The sequence below is a fragment of the Streptomyces sp. L2 genome, assembly GCF_004124325.1.
Classification (GTDB): domain Bacteria; phylum Actinomycetota; class Actinomycetes; order Streptomycetales; family Streptomycetaceae; genus Streptomyces.
Genome location: NZ_QBDT01000001.1, coordinates 7,297,577 through 7,316,296 on the forward strand (window position 1 = coordinate 7,297,577; position 18,720 = coordinate 7,316,296).

Sequence of the window (18,720 nt, forward strand, 5' to 3'; positions counted from 1 at the left end):
GCCGCCCGTCCGAGCCCGAGTTCACGAGGACACCTGACCCATGCCCGAGAACGAGTCCCCGAAGCATGTCTCCGAGCCGTCCCTGACGACCTCCGAGGGCGTCCGGGACTGGCTGGCGTCGGCCGTCGCCGAGGCGGCCGGAATCGCCCCGGACACCGTCGACCCCGACCGCCCGCTCGCCGAATTCGGGCTGGGCTCCCGGCATCTGGTCACCCTGGCCGCCGAACTCGCCGCCCGGACCGGCCTGCCGCTGGAACCGTCGCTCGTCTTCAACCACCCGACGATCGCCGAGGTGGCCGGGGCCGTCTTCGCGCGGTCCGCGGCCCCGGTGCCGTCCGGCGCGGGCCGGCCGGCACCCGCCCGGCCCGACGACGACGTGGCGGTCATCTCCATGGCCTGCCGCTTCCCCGGCGGCGCCGACGAGCCCGAGGCGCTGTGGCGCCTGCTGACGGCCGGCCGGGACGCCATCACCGAGGTACCCCCCGGCCGCTGGAACACCAGCGGACTCCTCGATCCCGATCCCGAGGCCGCCGGCAAGGCGTACACCCTGCGCGGTGGCTTCCTCGACGGCGGCATCGACCGCTTCGACGCGGCCTTCTTCGGGATATCCCCGCGCGAGGCCGCCGCCATGGACCCCCAGCAGCGACTCCTGCTGGAGACAGGCTGGGAGACGATCGAACGCGCCGGGATCGTCCCGGAGTCCCTGAACGGCAGTTCCACCGGCGTCTACGTCGGCCTGTACGACAGCGGATACCTCGCGTCCGCTCCGCTGGAGCAGCTCGACGGGCACGTCGGCACCGGCTCGGCGGCCGCGGTGGCCTCCGGACGCCTCTCCTACGCCCTCGGCCTGCGGGGCCCCGCGGTGACCGTCGACACCGCCTGCTCGTCCTCCCTGGTCGCCCTGCACCTCGCGGCGCGCGCACTGGCGGGCGGGGAGTGCGACCTGGCGCTGGCCGGCGGCGCCACCCTCATGGTCACCCCGCGCGGGCACGTCGAGTTCAGCAGGCTGCGCGGGCTGTCCCCGTCGGGCCGGTGCAGCCCCTTCTCGGCGGACGCGGACGGCGTCGTCTGGGCCGAGGGCTGCGGCCTGGTCCTGCTCAAGCGGCTCGCCGACGCCCGCCGGGACGGCGACCGGATCCTGGCCGTCGTCAAGGGCTCCGCGATCAACCAGGACGGCCGCAGCCAGGGTCTTTCCGCCCCCAACGGGCCCGCCCAGGAACGGGTGCTGCGCGCGGCCCTGGACACCGCCGGCCTCTCGCCGCACGACCTGGACCACGTCGAGGCACACGGCACGGGTACCCGGCTCGGTGACCCCATCGAACTCCGCGCCCTCGCGGACGTGTTCGGGCCCGGCCGGGCCGCCGACAGTCCCCTCGGCATCGCCTCCCTCAAGTCCGCCATCGGCCACGCCCAGGCGGCGGCGGGCATCGCCGGTGTCATCAAGACCGTCCTCGCCCTCGGCCACGAACACCTGCCGCCCTCCCTGCACGCCGAACGCCTCACCGACCACATCGACTGGACCGGCAGCGGCCTGCACGTCCTCACCACCGGCCGCCCCTGGCCCCGCGACCCCGGCCGCGTACGCCGGGCCGGCGTCAGCGCCTTCGGCATCAGCGGCACGAACGCCCACGTGATCCTGGAGGAGGCCCCACCGGAAGACACTCCGGGCCCCCGGGCGGGCGACTCCTCGGAGGCCCCGGCCGGCGATGCCCCGCACGCCGGGGGAGAAGACGCTCTGGACGCCCGGGCCGAGGGCGCCCTGGAGGCCCTGGCCGAAGACTCCTCGCACACCTCCGCCGGTGATGCTCCGCACGCGTCCGCCGGCGACGCTGCGCACGCCAGTGCCGAACACACCCCGGTCGCCCCGGCCGAAGACTCCCCGCGCGCCCGCGCTGGCGACACCGCGCACGCAAGCGCCTCCGCCGCCGCCCCCGCCCCCACCCTCTTCCCCCTCTCCGCCCGCAGCCTCTCCTCCCTCCGTGCCCAGGCGGCACGGCTGGCCGGTGCCCTCGAAGGGCGGCCCGAGTTGCCGCCGGCCGCCGTCTCGGCGACCCTCGCCCACCACCGCACCCACTTCGACCACCGGGCCGTCGTCCAAGCGGCCGACCGGGACGGGCTCCTCGGTGCTCTGCGTGCCCTCGCCGACGGCCGGCCGGAGCCGGAGACGACGGTCGGGCCCGAGCGGGCCGCGCCCGGCGGCAAGCTGGCGTTCGTCTTCCCCGGGCAGGGCGCCCAGTGGAGCGGCATGGCCCGTGACCTGCTCGACCGGGACCCCGTCTTCGCCGACGAACTCGACCGTTGCGACGCCGCCCTGCGCCCCTTCACCGAATGGTCGGTGGCGGCGGTGCTGCGGGGCGACGCCGGCGCGCCCTCCCTGGACCGGGTGGACGTCGTCCAGCCCGTGCTGTTCGCCGTGATGGTGTCGCTGGCCGCGGTCTGGCGCGCCCGCGGCGTCCGCCCGGAAGCGGTGCTCGGGCACAGTCAGGGCGAGGTCGCCGCGGCCTGCGTCGCGGGCGCGCTCAGCCTCAACGACGCCGCCGCCGTGGTCGCCCTGCGCAGCCAGGCACTGACCGGCCTGTCCGGGAGCGGGACCATGGCCCTGATCGCGCTCCCCGAGACCGAGCTGCGGGCAGCGCTCGCCGAGCACGGCGACACGATCTCCGTCGCGGCCGTCAACAGCGGCCGCGCCACGGTCGTCGCCGGCGCCGTACAACCGCTCCAGGCTCTGCTGGACGGCCTCGAAGCGCGCGGGGTCTTCGTCCGCCGCCTCGACGTCGACTACGCCTCCCACAGCGCCCAGGTGGAACCGGTCCGGGCCGGCCTCCTCGACGACCTCGACGGCGTCCTCACCTGCCCCACCGACATCACCTGGTACTCCACGGTCACCACCGAACCCGTCACCGGCGAACTGGCTGCCGACTACTGGTACACCAACCTCCGCGAAACCGTCCGCTTCGCGCCCACCGTCGAACGCATGCTCGCCGACGGCTACCGCCACTTCGTCGAACTGAGCCCGCACCCCTCGCTGCTGACCGCCCTGGGCACGGTCGGCGAGGACACTGGGCACGACCTGACCGCCGTAGGCTCACTGCGCCGTGCCGAGGACGGTCCCGCCTGCCTGGACCGGGGCGCTGCCGAACTCCACGTCCACGGACGCCGGATCGACTGGCGCCGCACGGTCCCCGCCGGCGAGCGGGCCGACCTGCCCACCTACGCGTGGGACCCCGAGCGGCACTGGACCGAACCCGAGACCACCGGCGGCGGCACCGCCCTGTTCGACCGCGCCGGCCACCCGCTCCTCGGCATCCAGCTCCAGTCCGCCGACGAGACCCGCTGGACCTTCCGCGGCGAGTGGTCCCCGGCCACCGCGGACTGGCTGCCCGACCACACCGTCTTCGGCCGCACCGTCGTCTCCGGCACCACACTGCTGGAGCTGTGCCGCGCCGCCCTCGACGTGGCCCGCCCCGACCACCCGGCCGACGTCACCGGCCTGCTCCTGCTCAGCCCCCTCGTGCTGCCCGCCTCCGGCACGGTCGAGGTGTCCGTCGAGGTCGTCACGGCCGGCGCCGCGCCCGAGATCACCGTGCACAGCCGCCCGCGCGGCCACGACACCACCGGCTGGACCCTGCACGCCACCGCCTCCGCCGCCGACTCCCTGCCGCTCCCCGCCGACCCGCCCCCTGCCTGGCCCGAGACCGCCGAAGAGGCCTGGGCGGCCCGGACGTACGACCGCCTCGCCGACCTCGGACTCGGCTACGGCCCCGCCTTCCAGGGCGTCCGGTCGGCGGTCAGGACCGGCGACGGCGAACTCCTCGCCCGCCTCGCCCTGCCGGCCGCCGCACGGGACTCCGCCGACCCCTACCCGCTGCACCCGGCCCTCCTGGACGCCGCCCTCCATGTGACCGCCGCCCTCGGAGAGGGCGACGGGCGCGTGCTGCTGCCCGTCGCCGTGGGCCGCTGCGCCCTCCCGCCCGGCGCCACCGGCGAGCTGACCGCCCGGGTGCGCCGCACCGGCGGCACCGCCACCGACGTGACGCTCGACGTGACCCTGTGGGACACCGACGGCCTCCCCGCCGGACACCTCGCGGACGTACGCCTGCGCGCCGCCGACCCGGCCGACCTGGACACCGGCACGGAGAACGCCCGGCACCTGTACGAGATCGCCTGGACCGCCGTGACCGGGACGCCCCCGCCCGCGAGCCGGGTGCGGTGGACCGTCACGGGCGACCCGGGGACGGAGGCCGCACTGCGCGGCCCGCACGAGGAACCGGGCGACAGCGCCTCCGGCGCCGACATCGCCGTACGCTTCTGGCCGCGGCCCGAGCCGGACGCGGCGCCGGCGGCCGCGGCCCACGCGCTGGCCGCCACCGCCCTGGCCGAACTGCAGGATCTGATCGCCCTCCCCGCCGAGCAGGCTCCCGACCGGACGGTCTGGGTGACGCGCGGCGCGGTCGCCGCGGCCGACGGGGACCCCGTGGCCGGGTACGCCCAGTCGGTGCTGTGGGGACTGGCCCGCAGCGCCCGCGCCGAACACCCCGGCCTCGGCCTGACGCTGCTCGACCTCGACGACAGTGACCCGGCACCCGCCCTCACCGCCGCCCTCGGGCTCCCCGACGAACCCGAACTCGCCGTACGCGAAGCCGGCTTGCTCGCGCCCCGGCTCGTCCGCGCCCGCCCCGCCGGCAGCAGCCCCGACCCCGTTCCGGCCGAGGGGACCGTACTGATCACGGGCGGCCTGGGGGCCGTCGGCCGGCACATCGCGCGTCTCCTCGCCCAACACGGCGTGCCGAGGCTTCTGTTGACCGCGCGCCGGGGACCGGAGGACCCCCGCGCCGGGGACACCCTCGCCCAACTGGCCGTGCTCGGCGCGGCGGCCGAGGTCGTCGCCTGTGACGTCACCGACGCCCACGCCGTCGCAGGCGTGCTGGCCCGGGCCGGCGACAGCCTGCGCGGTGTGGTGCACTGCGCCGGAATCCTGGACGACGGGGTCGTCGCCGAGCTGACCCCCGAGCGGCTGGCCCGGGTCCTGGCGCCCAAGGTCGACGGCGCCGCCCACCTCCACCGGCTCACCGCCGGCACCCCGCTGGACCTGTTCCTGCTGGTGTCCTCGGCCGCCGGGGTCGTCGGCAACGCCGGCCAGGGCAACTACGCGGCCGCCAACGTCTTCCTCGACCAACTCGCCCAGCACCGGCGAGCCCTGGGCCTGCCCGGCAGCTCCGTCTCCTACGGCGCCTGGGCCGGTGAGGGCCTCGCCGCGGCCCACGCCGACCTCGACCGGATGGCCCGCCTCGGCCACCGCGCCCTCACGCCCGAGCAGGGCCGCGACCTCACCCTGCTGAGCCTGCGCCGCGACGCCCCGCACCTCGTCGCCTGGTCCCTCGACCTGCCCCGGCTGCGCCGAACCGACGCCGCCGGAACCGCCCTGTGGCGCTCCCTGCTGCCCCCGCCCCGCACCGGCCGGAACGCCGGGGACGCCCTCGCGGACCGCCTCGCCCGGCTGCCCGAGCCGGAACGCGCCGCCCGCGTCCTCGCCCTCGTCCGCGACGAGGTCGCCCGCGCCCTCGGCCTGCGCTCCGCCGAGTCGGTGCGCCCCGACCAGCCGCTGCGCGACCTCGGCATGGACTCCGTCACCGCCGTCGAACTCCGCAACCGCATCGGCACCCGCCTGGGCACCCGGCTCCCCGCCACCCTCCTCTTCGACCACCCCACCGCCGACCGGCTGGCCACTCACCTCCTCACCCACGTGTTCGACACACCCGCACCCCGGCAGGAGCCCCGAACGGCCACCCCGGCGCCCGGCGCCGACGAGCCCGTCGCCGTCGTCGGCATGGCCTGCCGGCTGCCCGGCGGCGTCACCGACCCCGACGGCCTGTGGCGGCTCCTCGACGAGGGCCGCGACGCCGTCGGCCCCTTCCCCGCCGCCCGCTGGGACGTGGCCGCGCTCTACGACCCCGACCCCGACGCCCCCGGCAAGTCCTACGCCCGCGAAGGCGGCTTCCTGGACGACATCGACTCCTTCGACGCGGGCTTCTTCGGCATCACCCCGAAGGAGGCCGCCGCGATGGACCCGCAGCAGCGGCTGCTGCTGGAGACGGCCTGGGAGGCGCTGGAACGCGCCGGAACCGTCCCCGCCGACCTCGCGGGCAGCACCACCGGCGTCTACGTCGGCATGTTCGGCAGCGACTACCTGGCCGGCTCCCGCCTGGACCAGCTCGACGGCTACGTCGGCACCGGCTCCGCGCTCAGCGTCGCCTCGGGCCGCCTGGCGTACACCCTCGGACTGCACGGACCGGCCATGACCGTCGACACGGCCTGCTCCTCCTCACTCGTCGCCACCCACCTGGCCGCCCAGGCGCTGCGCACCGGCGAGTGCGACCTCGCCCTGGCCGGCGGGGTGACGCTGATGGTGACCCCGCAGACCTTCGTCGAGTTCAGCCGGCTGCGCGGCCTGTCACCGACGGGCCGCTGCCGCTCCTTCTCCGACGACGCCGACGGCGCGATCTGGGCCGAGGGCGCGGGCATGCTCGTGCTCAAGCGGCTCGCCGACGCCGAGCGCGACGGCGACGAGGTGCTGGCCGTGCTGCGCGGCACCGCCGTCAACCAGGACGGCCGCAGCCAGGGTCTGTCCGCCCCCAACGGTCCCGCCCAGGAACAGGTGATACGGCGCGCGCTGGAGCGGTCCGGGCTGGCACCCGCCGACCTCGACCACGTCGAGGCGCACGGCACCGGCACCACCCTCGGCGACCCCATCGAGGCGGGCGCGCTGACCCGCGTCTTCGCCCCCGGCCGGCCCCCGGAGCGGCCCCTGCACCTCGGCTCGCTGAAGTCCAACGTCGGCCACACGCAGGCCGCTTCGGGCGTGGCCGGCCTCATCAAGGTCGTCCAGTCGCTGCGCCACGAACGGCTGCCGCGCACCCTGTACGCCGGCACACCCAGCCGGCACGTCGACTGGGCGGACAGCGGGCTACGGCTGCTGCACGAACCGGTCGCCTGGCCGGCCATCCCGGGACGGCCCCGCCGGGCCGGAGTCAGCGCGTTCGGCATCAGCGGGACCAACGCCCACGTCATCGTGGAGGAGGCCCCGGCCCGTCCGGCGGCACAGGTGGGCAGCCCCGGCGAGGTGCCGCCCAAGAACCCCGAAGTACCCCACGGCAAGCGGCTGTTCGTACTGTCCGCGCGCGCCGAGAACGCGCTGCGCGACCAGGCAGCCCGGCTCGCCCGGCACCTCGCCGACGACACCCCGCTCACGGACGTGGCCCACACCCTGGCCCGGCACCGCAGCCACTTCGCCTGGCGTACGGCGGTCGTCGCGGGCGACCGGGACGAACTGCTGTCCTCCCTCAAGGCGGTGGCCGCCGGACGCCGGCCCGTGCCCCCGCCCCGCGTCGAACAGAGCGGCAAGGTCGCCTTCGTGTTCTCCGGGCACGGCGGCCAGTGGACCGGCATGGGCCTGGAACTGCTCGGCCGGTCCGAGGCCTTCCGCGCCGAACTGACCCGGATCGACGAGGCCGTACAGCGGCACGTCGGCTGGTCGGTGCTCAACGTGCTGCGCGCGCCCGAGGAGTTCTCCCCGCTGGAGCGCACCGAGTACCTCCAGCCGGTCCTCTTCGCCGTCAACGCGGCCCTGGCCGCCGTCTGGCGGGAACTCGGCGTCACCCCGGACGGGGTCGTCGGCCACAGCCTCGGCGAGATCGCCGCCGCCTACACCGCCGGCGCCCTCACCCTGGACGAGGCGGTGACCGCCGTCACCGGACGCGCCGAAGCGGTCGTCCCGCTCGTCGGGCACGGCGGAATGCTCGCCGTGGAACTCCCGGCCGCCGAGGTCGAGGACCTGCTCGCCCCGTACGCGGACCGGCTGTTCGTCGGCGCCGTCAACGGCCCCCGCGCCACGGCGGTGTCGGGCGACAGCGACGCGCTCGCCGAACTGCGCCGCCTGCTGGACGAACGCGAGGTGCCCGCCCGCGTCCTGTCGACGCCGTTCGCCTCGCACACCCCGCTCATGGACCCCCTGCGCGACCGGCTCCTCGACCGGTTCTCCGGCATCCGCGGCACCCGCGCACCGACCCCGCTGTACTCGTCCGTCCTGGCCGAACCGGTCGCCGGGGACAGCCTGGACGCCGCGTACTGGTTCGCCAACCTCAGCCGCCCGGTCCGCTTCGCGGACACCGTCCGCCGCATGCTGGACGACGGCTACCGGTACTTCGTGGAACTCAGCCCGCACCCCTCGCTCCTGCCGTCGATCGAGGCGGTCGCGGCGGAGGCCGGCATCGACGCGGCCGGCGTGGGCTCGCTGCGCCGCGGCCGCGACGGCCACGACGTACTCCTCGGCCGGCTCGGCGAGCTGTACGCAGCCGGACACACCCCCGACTGGACGGCGCGGTTCCCGCACGGCCGCCGCGCCGACCTGCCCACCTACGCGTTCGCCCGCGAACGCCACTGGCTCGCTCCGTCCGCCTCCGGCAGCACCGGCGGCTCCCCGCTGCTCGGCACCCACGTCCAGGCCAGCGACGAGCCCGGCCGCGACCTCTTCCAGACCGAGATCGACCTCGACGACAGCCGCTTCGCCTACCTGACCGACCACCGGGTCACCGGCGAGGTGTGGCTGCCCGGCGCCGCCTTCCTCGACCTGGCCCTGGAAGCCGCCGCCCAGGTGCACGGCGACGCGGCCACCGAACTGGCCGATGTGCGCTTCGTCCAGCCCCTGCGCCTGGACGCCGGCCGGCCCGTACGGCTCCAGCTCGTGCTGCGGCCGGCGGCGGACGGCTCCCGCGACTTCACGATCTCCTCCACGCCGGCCGGCACCCCGCGGTGGCAACTACACGTCACCGGACGGCTCGTCACCTCCCCCGGACAGCGGCCGGACGACGGCCCGGCGCTCGCCGCGCTGCGCGAACGGTGCGCCGAGCCGGTGGACCTGCCCGCCGTCTACGCCGGGCTCGCCGCCCTCGGCATCGACTACGGCCCCGCCTTCCGGGGGCTGGAGGAGGGCCACCGCGACGGCACCTCGGCGGTCGCCCGGCTCGCCGCCCGCCCGGCCGCCGGCCACCTCCTGCACCCCGCCACCCTCGACGCCTCCTTCCACTCCGCCGCGCTGCCCGCCGACGCTCCCCGGGGCCGGGCGTTCGTGCCCGCGGGCGCCGGACGGCTCCGGTACACCGGCCGGCGTACCGCACCCGCCTGGGTCAGCTGCGACCTGCGCTCGGCGGCCGGCGACGCCGCCACCCTGGACCTGCGCCTGTGGGACGAGGACGGCCAACTCCTCCTCGCTGCGGACGAGTTCCGGCTGGCCGCGCTCTCCCCGCTGGACGGCGCCCTCTTCGAGACCCGCTGGCAGCCACGCCCCGAGGCCCAGGAGCCGCCCGCCGAGGGCGGCTGGCTGCTCCTCGCCGACGACACCGGAGTCGCCGACGGACTGGCCGACGAACTGGCCGGCCGCATGGCCGGCCCGGCACCGGTGGTCGTCGCGCGCAGGGGAGCGGCGTACGGCGTCGAGGGCCCCGGCCGGTACGTCCTCGACCCGGCCGACCCCGCCCAGCTCACCCGGCTCCTCGACGAGGCGTTCGCCGACGCCCCGCCCGCACGCGTCGTCCAGCTCTCCGCGCTCGACGCACCGGCCATCCACGACGACCGCAGCGCGGACGCGGCGGCCCGGCTGTGCTGCCTGACCACCCTGCACCTGGTCCGGGCCCTCACCGACCGGCCGCACGGGCACGGCAAGGCACCGCGTCTCTTCGTCGTCGTCCGCGGCAGCCAGGCCGCCGGGGACGGCACCGGCGGCGCCGACGCGGACAGCACCAGCGGCGAGAACACCACCGGGGACAGCACCACCGCGGACAGCGCCGCCGTCGCGCATCCCGAGCAGGCCCTGGCCTGGGGTTTCGCGCTCGCCGTGGCCCAGGAGCACCCGGAACTGGCGACCACCCTCGTCGACCTGCCCGCCGAGGGCGGCACCGACGCGCTGTGGACGCAGCTGTGGCACGCCGACGACGAGCGCCTCGTCGCCCTGCGCGACACCGGACGGCTCGTGCCACGCCTCGCCCGCTTCCGCCCCGACGACGCCGGACACCCCGACCGGACCGACGGCGTGCACCTGATCACCGGTGGCCTCGGCGGCCTCGGCCGGGTCGTCGCCGAACGGCTCGCCCGCCGTGGCGTGCGACGGCTCGCGCTGCTGAGCCGCGGCACCCCCGACGCCGACACGCGCGCGTGGATCGGGGACCTGGAACAGCGCGGGGTCACCGTGCACCTGGCCCGCGCCGACGTCGCCGACCGGACCGCGCTCACCGCCGCCCTGGACGCCCTACGCCGTGAAGCGGGCCCCATCACCGCCGTCGTACACGCCGCCGGTGTCCTCGACGACGCCACCCTCGCGGGACTCACCGAGGACCGCGTCCGGCGCGTCCTCGCTCCCAAGGTGCTCGGCACCGCCCTGCTCACCGAACTCGTCCCCGAGGCCGACAACCTGGTGCTGTTCGCGTCGGCCGCCGGCCTGCTGGGCTCGGCCGGACAGAGCCCGTACTCGGCGGCCAACGCCTTCCTCGACGCCTGGGCCCACCACCTGTCCCGCAGCGGACGGCGGGCGCTCAGCCTGGACTGGGGCGCCTGGGCCGGCGTCGGCATGGTCGCCGAGTCCGGCACCCGCGCCGCCGAGACGAGCCGCTCCGGCCTGATCGCCTTCTCCGCCGAGGACGGCGGCGAACTGTTCGAGCGCGTGCTGAGCACCGGCCGCCGCCAGCTCGCCCCGATCTTCCTCGATGGGGACCTCCTCGCCCTCGACCCGGACGCCGCGCGCGACCGGCCGATCCTGGCCGATCTGGTGACCGCGCCGGCCGGCGGCGGGGACACCGACGACCTGGTGCGGAAGGTGTTCGCGGCCGCCCCCGGGCCGGACCGCGCCGAGTGGCTCGAAAGCTACGTACGGGCCCGCGTCGGCGAGGTGTCCGGCGGCGCCGTCGACGTGTACGCCACCACGGCGCTGAAGGAACTCGGCCTGGACTCGCTGATGCTGGTCCGGCTGCGCAACGCCTTCGCCCGCGAACTGGGCGTGGACCTGCCGGCCGCCGAGGTGTTCTCCGCCGCCGACATCCGCGGCCTCGCCCGCACCCTGGCGGCGGCCCTGCCCGAACACGCCACGCCGGCCGCCGCCGACGAGCGTCCGCACGAAGACGTGCCGGAGACCGACCTGCGGCCCGCGACCCGGGACGTCGTACGGCTCCTGCGCAGCGCCCGGCCGGACATGCCCGACGCGGCCCACGGCGTCGGCCTCGCCGTACGACTCACCACACCCACCGACCGCGCGATCCTCACGGGCATCCTCGACCGGCTCGCCGCCCGGCACGCCGCCCTGCGCACCGCCGTCGTCACCGGCCCGGACGGCGGACGCCTGCTCCGGGTGGACCGCGAGCCGCCGGCCCCGCTGCTGCGCTGGACGGAGGACCGGAGCGAACCGGACCCGGCCGAGCGGCTCCGGCTGCTGCTGGAACCCGCGTTCGACCTGGCCCGCGCGCCGCTCTGGCGGTTCGAACTCGTCGACGGCGACCCGCGCGGCCAACTCCTTCTCTACGGCGCCCACCACGCGGTCAGCGACCTCCAGTCGCTCCTGCTCGTCGCCGCCGAGATCGACGCCGAACTCTCCGGCACCCCGCTGGACGGCACCGTCACCAACCGGGACATCGACCTCCTCGTCGAGGCCCAGCAGGGCGGCGGCGACCGGCCCGGCGACGACTGGCGCGCCGCCTTCGAAGGCAGCGAACGGCTCGACCTCACGCTCGCCCGGCCCCGCCCGGACATCCGGTCCTACCGGTCCGGCAGCGTCACCGTGGCCGTCCCCGACGGACTCGTGGAACAGGTCGCGGCCGCCGCGAGCCGCCTCGGCGTCACCCCCGCGGCGTTCTGCCTCGGCACCCTCACCGTGCTGCTCGCCAGGAAGCGGGAGCGGGAACGGTTCGTGCTCGCGGTGCCCGTGGACACCCGCATCCACGCGGACGCGTTCGGCGCGGTCGGCTTCTTCGGCGTCCCCGTGCCGTTCCCCGCCGAGGCGGCGGCGCGGGAGCGGGTCGCCGACGTGCTGCGCCGCACCGACGGCCGGCTGGAGCGGATCCTCGCCAAGGGCGCGATGTTCTCCGACGTCCTCGCCACGCTCGCCCGGCAGGGCCTGCACCGGCCCGACGCACCGCTCGTCGAGGTGTACTTCAACTACGTCCGGTTCTCGGGCCGGCTGACCCACCTGGACGTCCTCCCGGCGGGCCCCGGCCACACCGACCTCGACCTGATGATCACCATGACCCCGGACGCGGGCACCGTCCGGCTCGACCACAACCTCGACATCCTCGACGCCGGCACCGCGACCGCGCTCGGCGAGGAGTTCCTGCGGCTGCTCGCCCGGACGGCCGAGGACGCGGACGACGTCGTACGCCCGACCGCCCCGGCCGCGCGGCCCGTCGTCGCCCTCGCCGCCACCTTCGCCCTCGGGAACCTGCCCCTGATGTGCGAGGCGGCGCTGGAGGAGGACGCCGGACGGGCGGCGGAGGCGCCGTACCACCAGGTGCTCGCCGCCCTCCAGGACCCGGCCGGCGTCCTCGCCGACCCGGCGGCCTCACTGTCCGCCGTCCTGCTGCGCGCCGCCGACCTGGAGCGCTTCGGCCCCGTGGACGACACGCTGCTCGCCGAACTGCGCACCGCCTACCCGGCCGCGCTGAAGGCCCTGGCCGAGCGCACGCGCAAGCCCCTGGTCGTCGGGGTGCTGCCCACCGCGCGTCCGGAGGACCGCTTCCGCGACTGGGAGGACGGCGTCCTCGCCGACCTGGCGGACGTGCCCGGCGTCGCCGTGCTCGGCCCGGACGACTGGACCCGGGACCACGGCGTCGAGGACCCCTTCGACGCGCGCACCGAGCGGCTGGCCCACCTGCCCTTCACCCCGGCCTTCCAGGCGGCCGTGGCCCTGCGGCTGGCCGAGGTGGCCCGCGCGGTACGGCGGCCCGCACCCAAGGTCATCGCCGTCGACGGTGACGAGACCCTGTGGGGCGGTGTGGCCGGGGAGACCGGCCCCGAGGCGGTGGACCTCACCGGCCCCCGCGCCCGGCTGGCCCGCAGGCTGCTGCAATGGCGCGACGCCGGCGCGCTGCTGGCGCTCGTCAGCAACAACGACGAGGCCACCGTCCGCGCCGTGCTCGACCGGCCCGACAGCCTCCTCAAGGCCGAGCACTTCAGCGTGCTCTCCGCCGCCTGGGGACCCAAACCGGACCGCCTCGCCGACGCCGCACGCACCCTCGGGCTCGGCCTGGACAGCTTCCTGTTCCTGGACGACAACCCCGCCGAGATCGCCAAGATGCGCGCGGCCCTCCCGCAGGTTCTCTCCGTGACCTGCCCGGCCGCCGGTGAACTCGACGCGTTCCTCGGCCGGTTGTGGCCCGTCGTCCCGGCCGCGGCCACCGCGGAGGACGCCCTCCGGGCCCGGTTCTACGCACAGGAACAGGAACGGGACGCCGCGCGGGAGGGAGCCGGATTCGCCGAGTTCCTCGCCCAGCTGGACCTTGAGGTCGACATCCGCGAGCTGACCGAGGCGGACACGGAACGCGGCGAACAACTCGTGCGCCGCACCAACCAGTTCACCCTGCGCGCCCGCTCCGCCGACGGCGGCGATCTCACCCGCTGGCGCGAGCAGGGCGAGGTGTGGACGGCCGCCGCCCGGGACAGGTTCGGCGACTACGGCCAGATCGCGCTGCTCGCGCTGCGCGCCGACGGCGACCGACTCGACGTCCTCGCCTGGCTCATGAGCTGCCGCGCGCTCGGCCGGGGCGTCGAGGAACGGCTGCTCACCCGGATCGCCGACCGGGCCGAGGAACTGGGCTGCGCCAAGGTGCGGCTGACGGCCGAGCGCACCCCGCGCAACACCCCCGCCCGCCGGCTGCTGGCCGCGCTCGGCGGCGGCGACCCCGAGGACGAGCGGCTGGAGGTCGTGGCCACCCCCGGCCATCTGCGGGCCTTCCGCTCCTGGGAGCAGCAGCAGTGAAGAACAGGACCGCGCACAACGTGAAGGGCTCTCATGCGTGACGTGAACGAGGATCCGGCGCACGCCGCTCAGCGCTCGATCGCCGAGTCGATCGAACGGGGCGGCGGCCCCGGCATCACCGACCTCCTGGCCAAGGTACGCACGGCGAGCGCGCCCGAGCCGCCGGCCCCACCGGCCGCACCGGCGCGCGGCGAGACACCGGCCCGTGCCGAGACACCGGCCCGTGCCGAGACACCGGCCCGTGCCGAGACACCGGCCCGTGCCGAGCGGACCGCTGTCGCCGGGTCGCCCGGCGCACGCGTCCCGGTCGCCGCGCCGGACGCCGACGGCCTGGTGGCCGTCATCGTCGCTGCCGCCGGGCGGCATCTGCCCTCCGGGCGGATCGCGGCCGACGCCGACTTCTTCGACGCGGGCGGGACCTCCGTCGACGCCGTGGAACTGGTCGCCGAACTGGAGGCCGAGCTGGGCATCGAGGTCGACCTGGACGAGGTGTTCGCGGACGCGCGCCCGATGAGTCTGGCGCGCCGCTGGCTGCCCCTCCTCGGCGGACCGATACCCGTGGCGGCGCCCCGGCCCGCCGCCGTCACGGAAGGCACCGTTGCCGTACCCGGCCCGGCCGCTACAGCCGGCCCCTCCGCGTCCGCGTCCGCACCGGGCACGGCCGGTACGGCCGGCCCGGCGGCCGGCGTGGCCTCCGGAAGCTTCCCGGCGACCGCTTCGGCGACCTCCAGCCCGGCCGAGGTCAGGCATGCTCCCCACACCCGGGCCCGGCAGGAAGACCTCGACCGCGTCCTCGCCGACCTGGCGCTCGCCGACCGGCTGCCGTTCACCGACGTGCCCGAGCCGCTGCCGCCCCGCCGCGTTCTGCTGACCGGGGCGACCGGGTTCCTCGGCAGCCACATGCTGCTCGACCTGCTGCGGCACAGCGACGCCCACGTGTACTGCCTGGTCCGCGCGGACGACGAGGCGGCGGCGACCACCCGGCTCGGCGAGCAGCTGCGCAGCTACCGGCTGCCCTGGTCCGGCGAGGTGCGTCGCCGGATCACCGTGCTGCCCGGCGACATCCGCCGGCCCCGCCTCGGCCTGGACGAGGAGCGGTGGCTCACCCTCGCGCACGAACTCGACAGCGTCGTCGGCGTGGCGGCGGCCGTGGACTTCCTGCGCGGCTACCACTCGCTGCGCGGCAGCAACGTCCTCGGCGCCCTCACCCTCGCCGAACTCGCCGCGACCGGACGGCCCAAGCCGCTGCACCACATCTCGTCGATCGCCGTCTTCAACGAGGTCGGCATCACGGCGATGGGCGAGGACGACCCCCTCGCCCATGTCGACCGGCTCGTCTCGGGCTACGACCAGTCCAAGTGGGCCGCCGAGGTCGCGCTGCGCCGGGCCCGCGACCACGGGCTCGTCGTCACCGCGCTGCGCCCCGGCGGCATCGGCGGCCACACCCGCACCGGCGCCTACAACCCGCAGGACCTCAGCAGCGGCCTGATCTCGGCGTTCGGCCGCTTCCGCACCGTACCGGCGTTCCGCAGCCTGAACGCCGCCCCGGTGGACTGGGTGAGCCGGGTCGCGGTCGCGGCGGTCCTCGAACCTGACGCGTGGGGCTTCGACTACAACCTCACCGGCGTGCCCAACACCCTCGACGACGTGGTCCGGGACATGGCGTTCGGCGGCATGCACGTACGTGTCCAGGACTGGGACGAGTGGCGTACCGACACCCTCGCCCGGCTGGAAGCCGATCCCGTCCCCCAACTCGCCTTCCTGTCCCGGGTGTTGCAGAGCCCCACCGCGCTCAAGCTGTGCGAGGCCACCCTCACCGGCCCCGCCGCCGGAACCGAACGCACCGACGCCCTGGTCGCGGCCCTCGGCCTCGAACCCGCCGCCCGCTACGACGCCCGCGCCCAGCTGAAGACCTTCGAGAAGCTCGCCGACGACGGGCTGGCCCGGCTGCCGCACAAGGACGACCAGCCCTACCTGTGGTTCGCCGAGACCACCGAGGGAACGGTCGGCGCGGTCGGCGCGAGCGCCGACGTGCCCTGCTCGATGGCGCTGACCCTGTCCATCGCGAGCATGTACCAGCTGGTCACGGACCGCCGGGTCGACGTCACCGGCACGGTGACCTGCTCCGCCGTCCATCCCGAGCCGCTCACCGTGGAGCGCGGCGACGTGTGGGTCCGGCCCGAGGAGGGCATCCCCCAGAAGCACGGCATGCGCCACCAACTCCTGTGCTACCGCCTCGCCTTGCGCGATGCCGACGGCGGCCGGTGGTGGCTGGAGGGCCGCAAGTACGCCCGGGCCCGCCGCGACCTGTGGCGGCAGACCCGCGCGCTCACCGTGGAGATCGGCCGCGAGGGCGAGGCCGCGGGTCTGCTCGGCGAGGTCGTCGTACCCGCCGAATCCTACGTCCGCGACCAGATCGACGGCATCCAGGTGGACCCGCGCCTGACCGCCCGGGAGAAGCGTGCCGCCAAACTGACCTGGCTCGCCTGGTTCGGCCTGGAGATGGGCCGCGGACTCGCCGCCCCGTTCGCCCGGGCCGCCGCGGACCTGCTCGACCTGCGCCGCACCCCGACCCTCACGGAGCACCAGCGATGATCTTCAAGGCCACCCCCGCCCGGACGGCCCGCCCCGCGCTCCGCAAGGTCCGCACCGGCGCCGCCCTCCGTCCTCTGCGCCACCGCCTCGACCCGGCCCGCGTCGAGGACGTCCCGTTCCGCGCGAGCGACGGCGTCCGGCTCGGCCTGACCCGCGTCGACGGCGGCACGCCGGACCGGCCCGCCGTCCTGCTGCTGCACGGGCACACCGCCTCCGCCGACATGTTCACGCTGCCCGAGACCCGCAACCTCGTCGACGTCCTCCTCGACGACGGCTACGAGCCCTGGCTGCTGGACTGGCGGGGCAGTTGCCGGCTGCCGTACAACGAGTCGGGCGGCCGCTACACCTACGACGACGTCGCCCTGTACGACATCCCCGAGGCCGTCGCCCGCGTCCGGGAGCGCATCGGGGACCGGCCGCTGTTCGTGGTCGCCCACTGCATCGGCGCGCTGTCCCTCTCGCTGAGCATGACGGCCGGGCTGGTGCCGGGTCTCGCCGGTGTCGTCACGCAGGGCGTGTTCCTGACGCCCAAGCTGGCGGGCCGGACCTCGCTCCGGATGTCCGTGGCGGGGGAGCTGCTCAAGACGCGGATCGACCACATCCCGGTCGACTTCCGCAAGGTCGGCCTGTGGTCGAAGTACACCGCGCTGTTCGCGCTCGCCTCGCGCGGGGCGGGCTGCCCGGACCCCACCTGCCAGATCCTGCACAACTCGGCCTGGGGGAGCGGCGCCTCGCTGTTCCGGCACGAGAACCTCGCCGAGGCCACCCACGACCGGCTCGCCGAACTCCTCGGCCCCGCCCCGCTGTGGATCCTGCCCCACCTGCGCCGCATCGAGCTGGCCCGCAGCGTGGTCCGCTGGCACGACACCGACCACCGCTACCGGGCCCTGCCGCCCAACGCGCTCGACGCCGCCGGCCGCATCGACACCCCGGTGCTGCTGCTCTCGGGCAGCGACAACGGGCTGTGGCTGGACTCGCAGAAGCTCTGCCACGACGTGCTGGCCCGCCGGCAGCCCCAACTGGACGTCTCGTACACGGAGATCCCCGGCTACGGCCACTTGGACACCTTCCTGGGCCGGGGCGCCGCCCTCGACGTGTTCGGGCACATCCTCGAATTCCTCGGCGCACACCGGTGACGGCCACCGCACCGGCCGTCTAGCCTACCCGTCAGTAACCCATGTGAACCCAGGAGGCGCCCCATGCCGCAGCTCGACGTCGACGGCGCGAGACTCACCTACGACGACGAAGGGCCCCGCGACGGCGTCGGCGCGCCCCTGGTGTTCGTGCACGGCTGGACCGCCGACCGGCACCGCTGGGACCACCAGACCGAGCACTTCTCCACCGGGCGCCGGGTGATCCGCCTCGACCTGCGCGGGCACGGCGAGAGCGGCGGCGCCGGCTCGCCCACCGTCGAGGCCCTGGCGGCCGACGTACGGGCCCTGCTGGACCACCTCGGCGTGGACCGCTGTGTCCTGATCGGGCACTCCATGGGCGGGATGATCGCCCAGACCATCGCCCTGTCCCACCCCGAGCGGGTCGAGCGCCTGGTGCTGGTCAACTCCATCAGCCGCATGACCTACAGCCGGGGCCGGGGCCTGCTGATGGCGGTCTCCACGCTGGTGCCGTTCAAGCTGTTCGTCGCCGCCAACATCCAGCGCGCCTTCGCCCCCGGCCACCCCCGCGAGGAGATCCGGGCCTGCGTCGAGGCGTCCGCCGCCACCCCGCGCGAGGTCGTCATGACCTGCTACGGGGCGATGCGCGCCTTCGACGTCCTCGACCGCGTCGGCGAGATCCGCGTCCCCACCCTCCTGGTGCACGGCTACCACGACATCCAGCTGCCGGTCGCGCAGATGCTGCGCATGGCGAAGGCCTACCCCGACGCGCTCGTCCGTATCGTCGACGCCGGCCACGAACTGCCCCTGGAGAAGCCTGCCGAGCTGACCGCCGTCCTGGACGCGTTCCTCGCCCCGAAGGAGTGACGATCCGGGCCTTGGCGAAGTTTTTGCCCGTGGCCGGTTCCGGACGGGACCGGCCCGGTACGACCGCCGACGCTCGCCCTCGCGCGGGCAAAACGCGGCCGAAACCGGGTGGGAGCCGCAGCCGGCCGTGCCATG

4 protein-coding genes are annotated in these 18,720 nt (G+C 75.7%); all 4 read left to right on the top strand.

The window, feature by feature from the left end; all coding sequences use genetic code 11:
* The first annotated feature begins 40 nt into the window (after positions 1-40).
* The 4 genes from DBP14_RS32685 to DBP14_RS32700 all read left to right on the top strand — a co-directional run bounded on the left by DBP14_RS32685 (position 41) and on the right by DBP14_RS32700 (position 18,585).
* Entirely contained in the window at positions 41-14,011 is a 13,971-nt protein-coding gene (locus DBP14_RS32685; protein ID WP_241741100.1) for a type I polyketide synthase, read from the top strand.
* Positions 14,012-14,044: 33 nt separating this feature from the next.
* On the top strand, positions 14,045-16,606 hold the full coding sequence (locus tag DBP14_RS32690; RefSeq protein ID WP_129311243.1) for a thioester reductase domain-containing protein: 2,562 nt from the start codon (positions 14,045-14,047) through the stop codon (positions 16,604-16,606).
* Complete coding sequence (locus DBP14_RS32695) at positions 16,603-17,742, top strand: alpha/beta fold hydrolase (protein ID WP_129311244.1); 1,140 nt, start codon at positions 16,603-16,605, stop codon at positions 17,740-17,742. Before DBP14_RS32690 ends, DBP14_RS32695 begins: the two co-directional genes overlap by 4 nt.
* A gap of 63 nt (positions 17,743-17,805) precedes the next feature.
* Complete coding sequence (locus tag DBP14_RS32700; RefSeq protein ID WP_129311245.1) at positions 17,806-18,585, top strand: alpha/beta fold hydrolase; 780 nt, start codon at positions 17,806-17,808, stop codon at positions 18,583-18,585.
* The last annotated feature ends 135 nt before the right edge of the window (positions 18,586-18,720 follow it).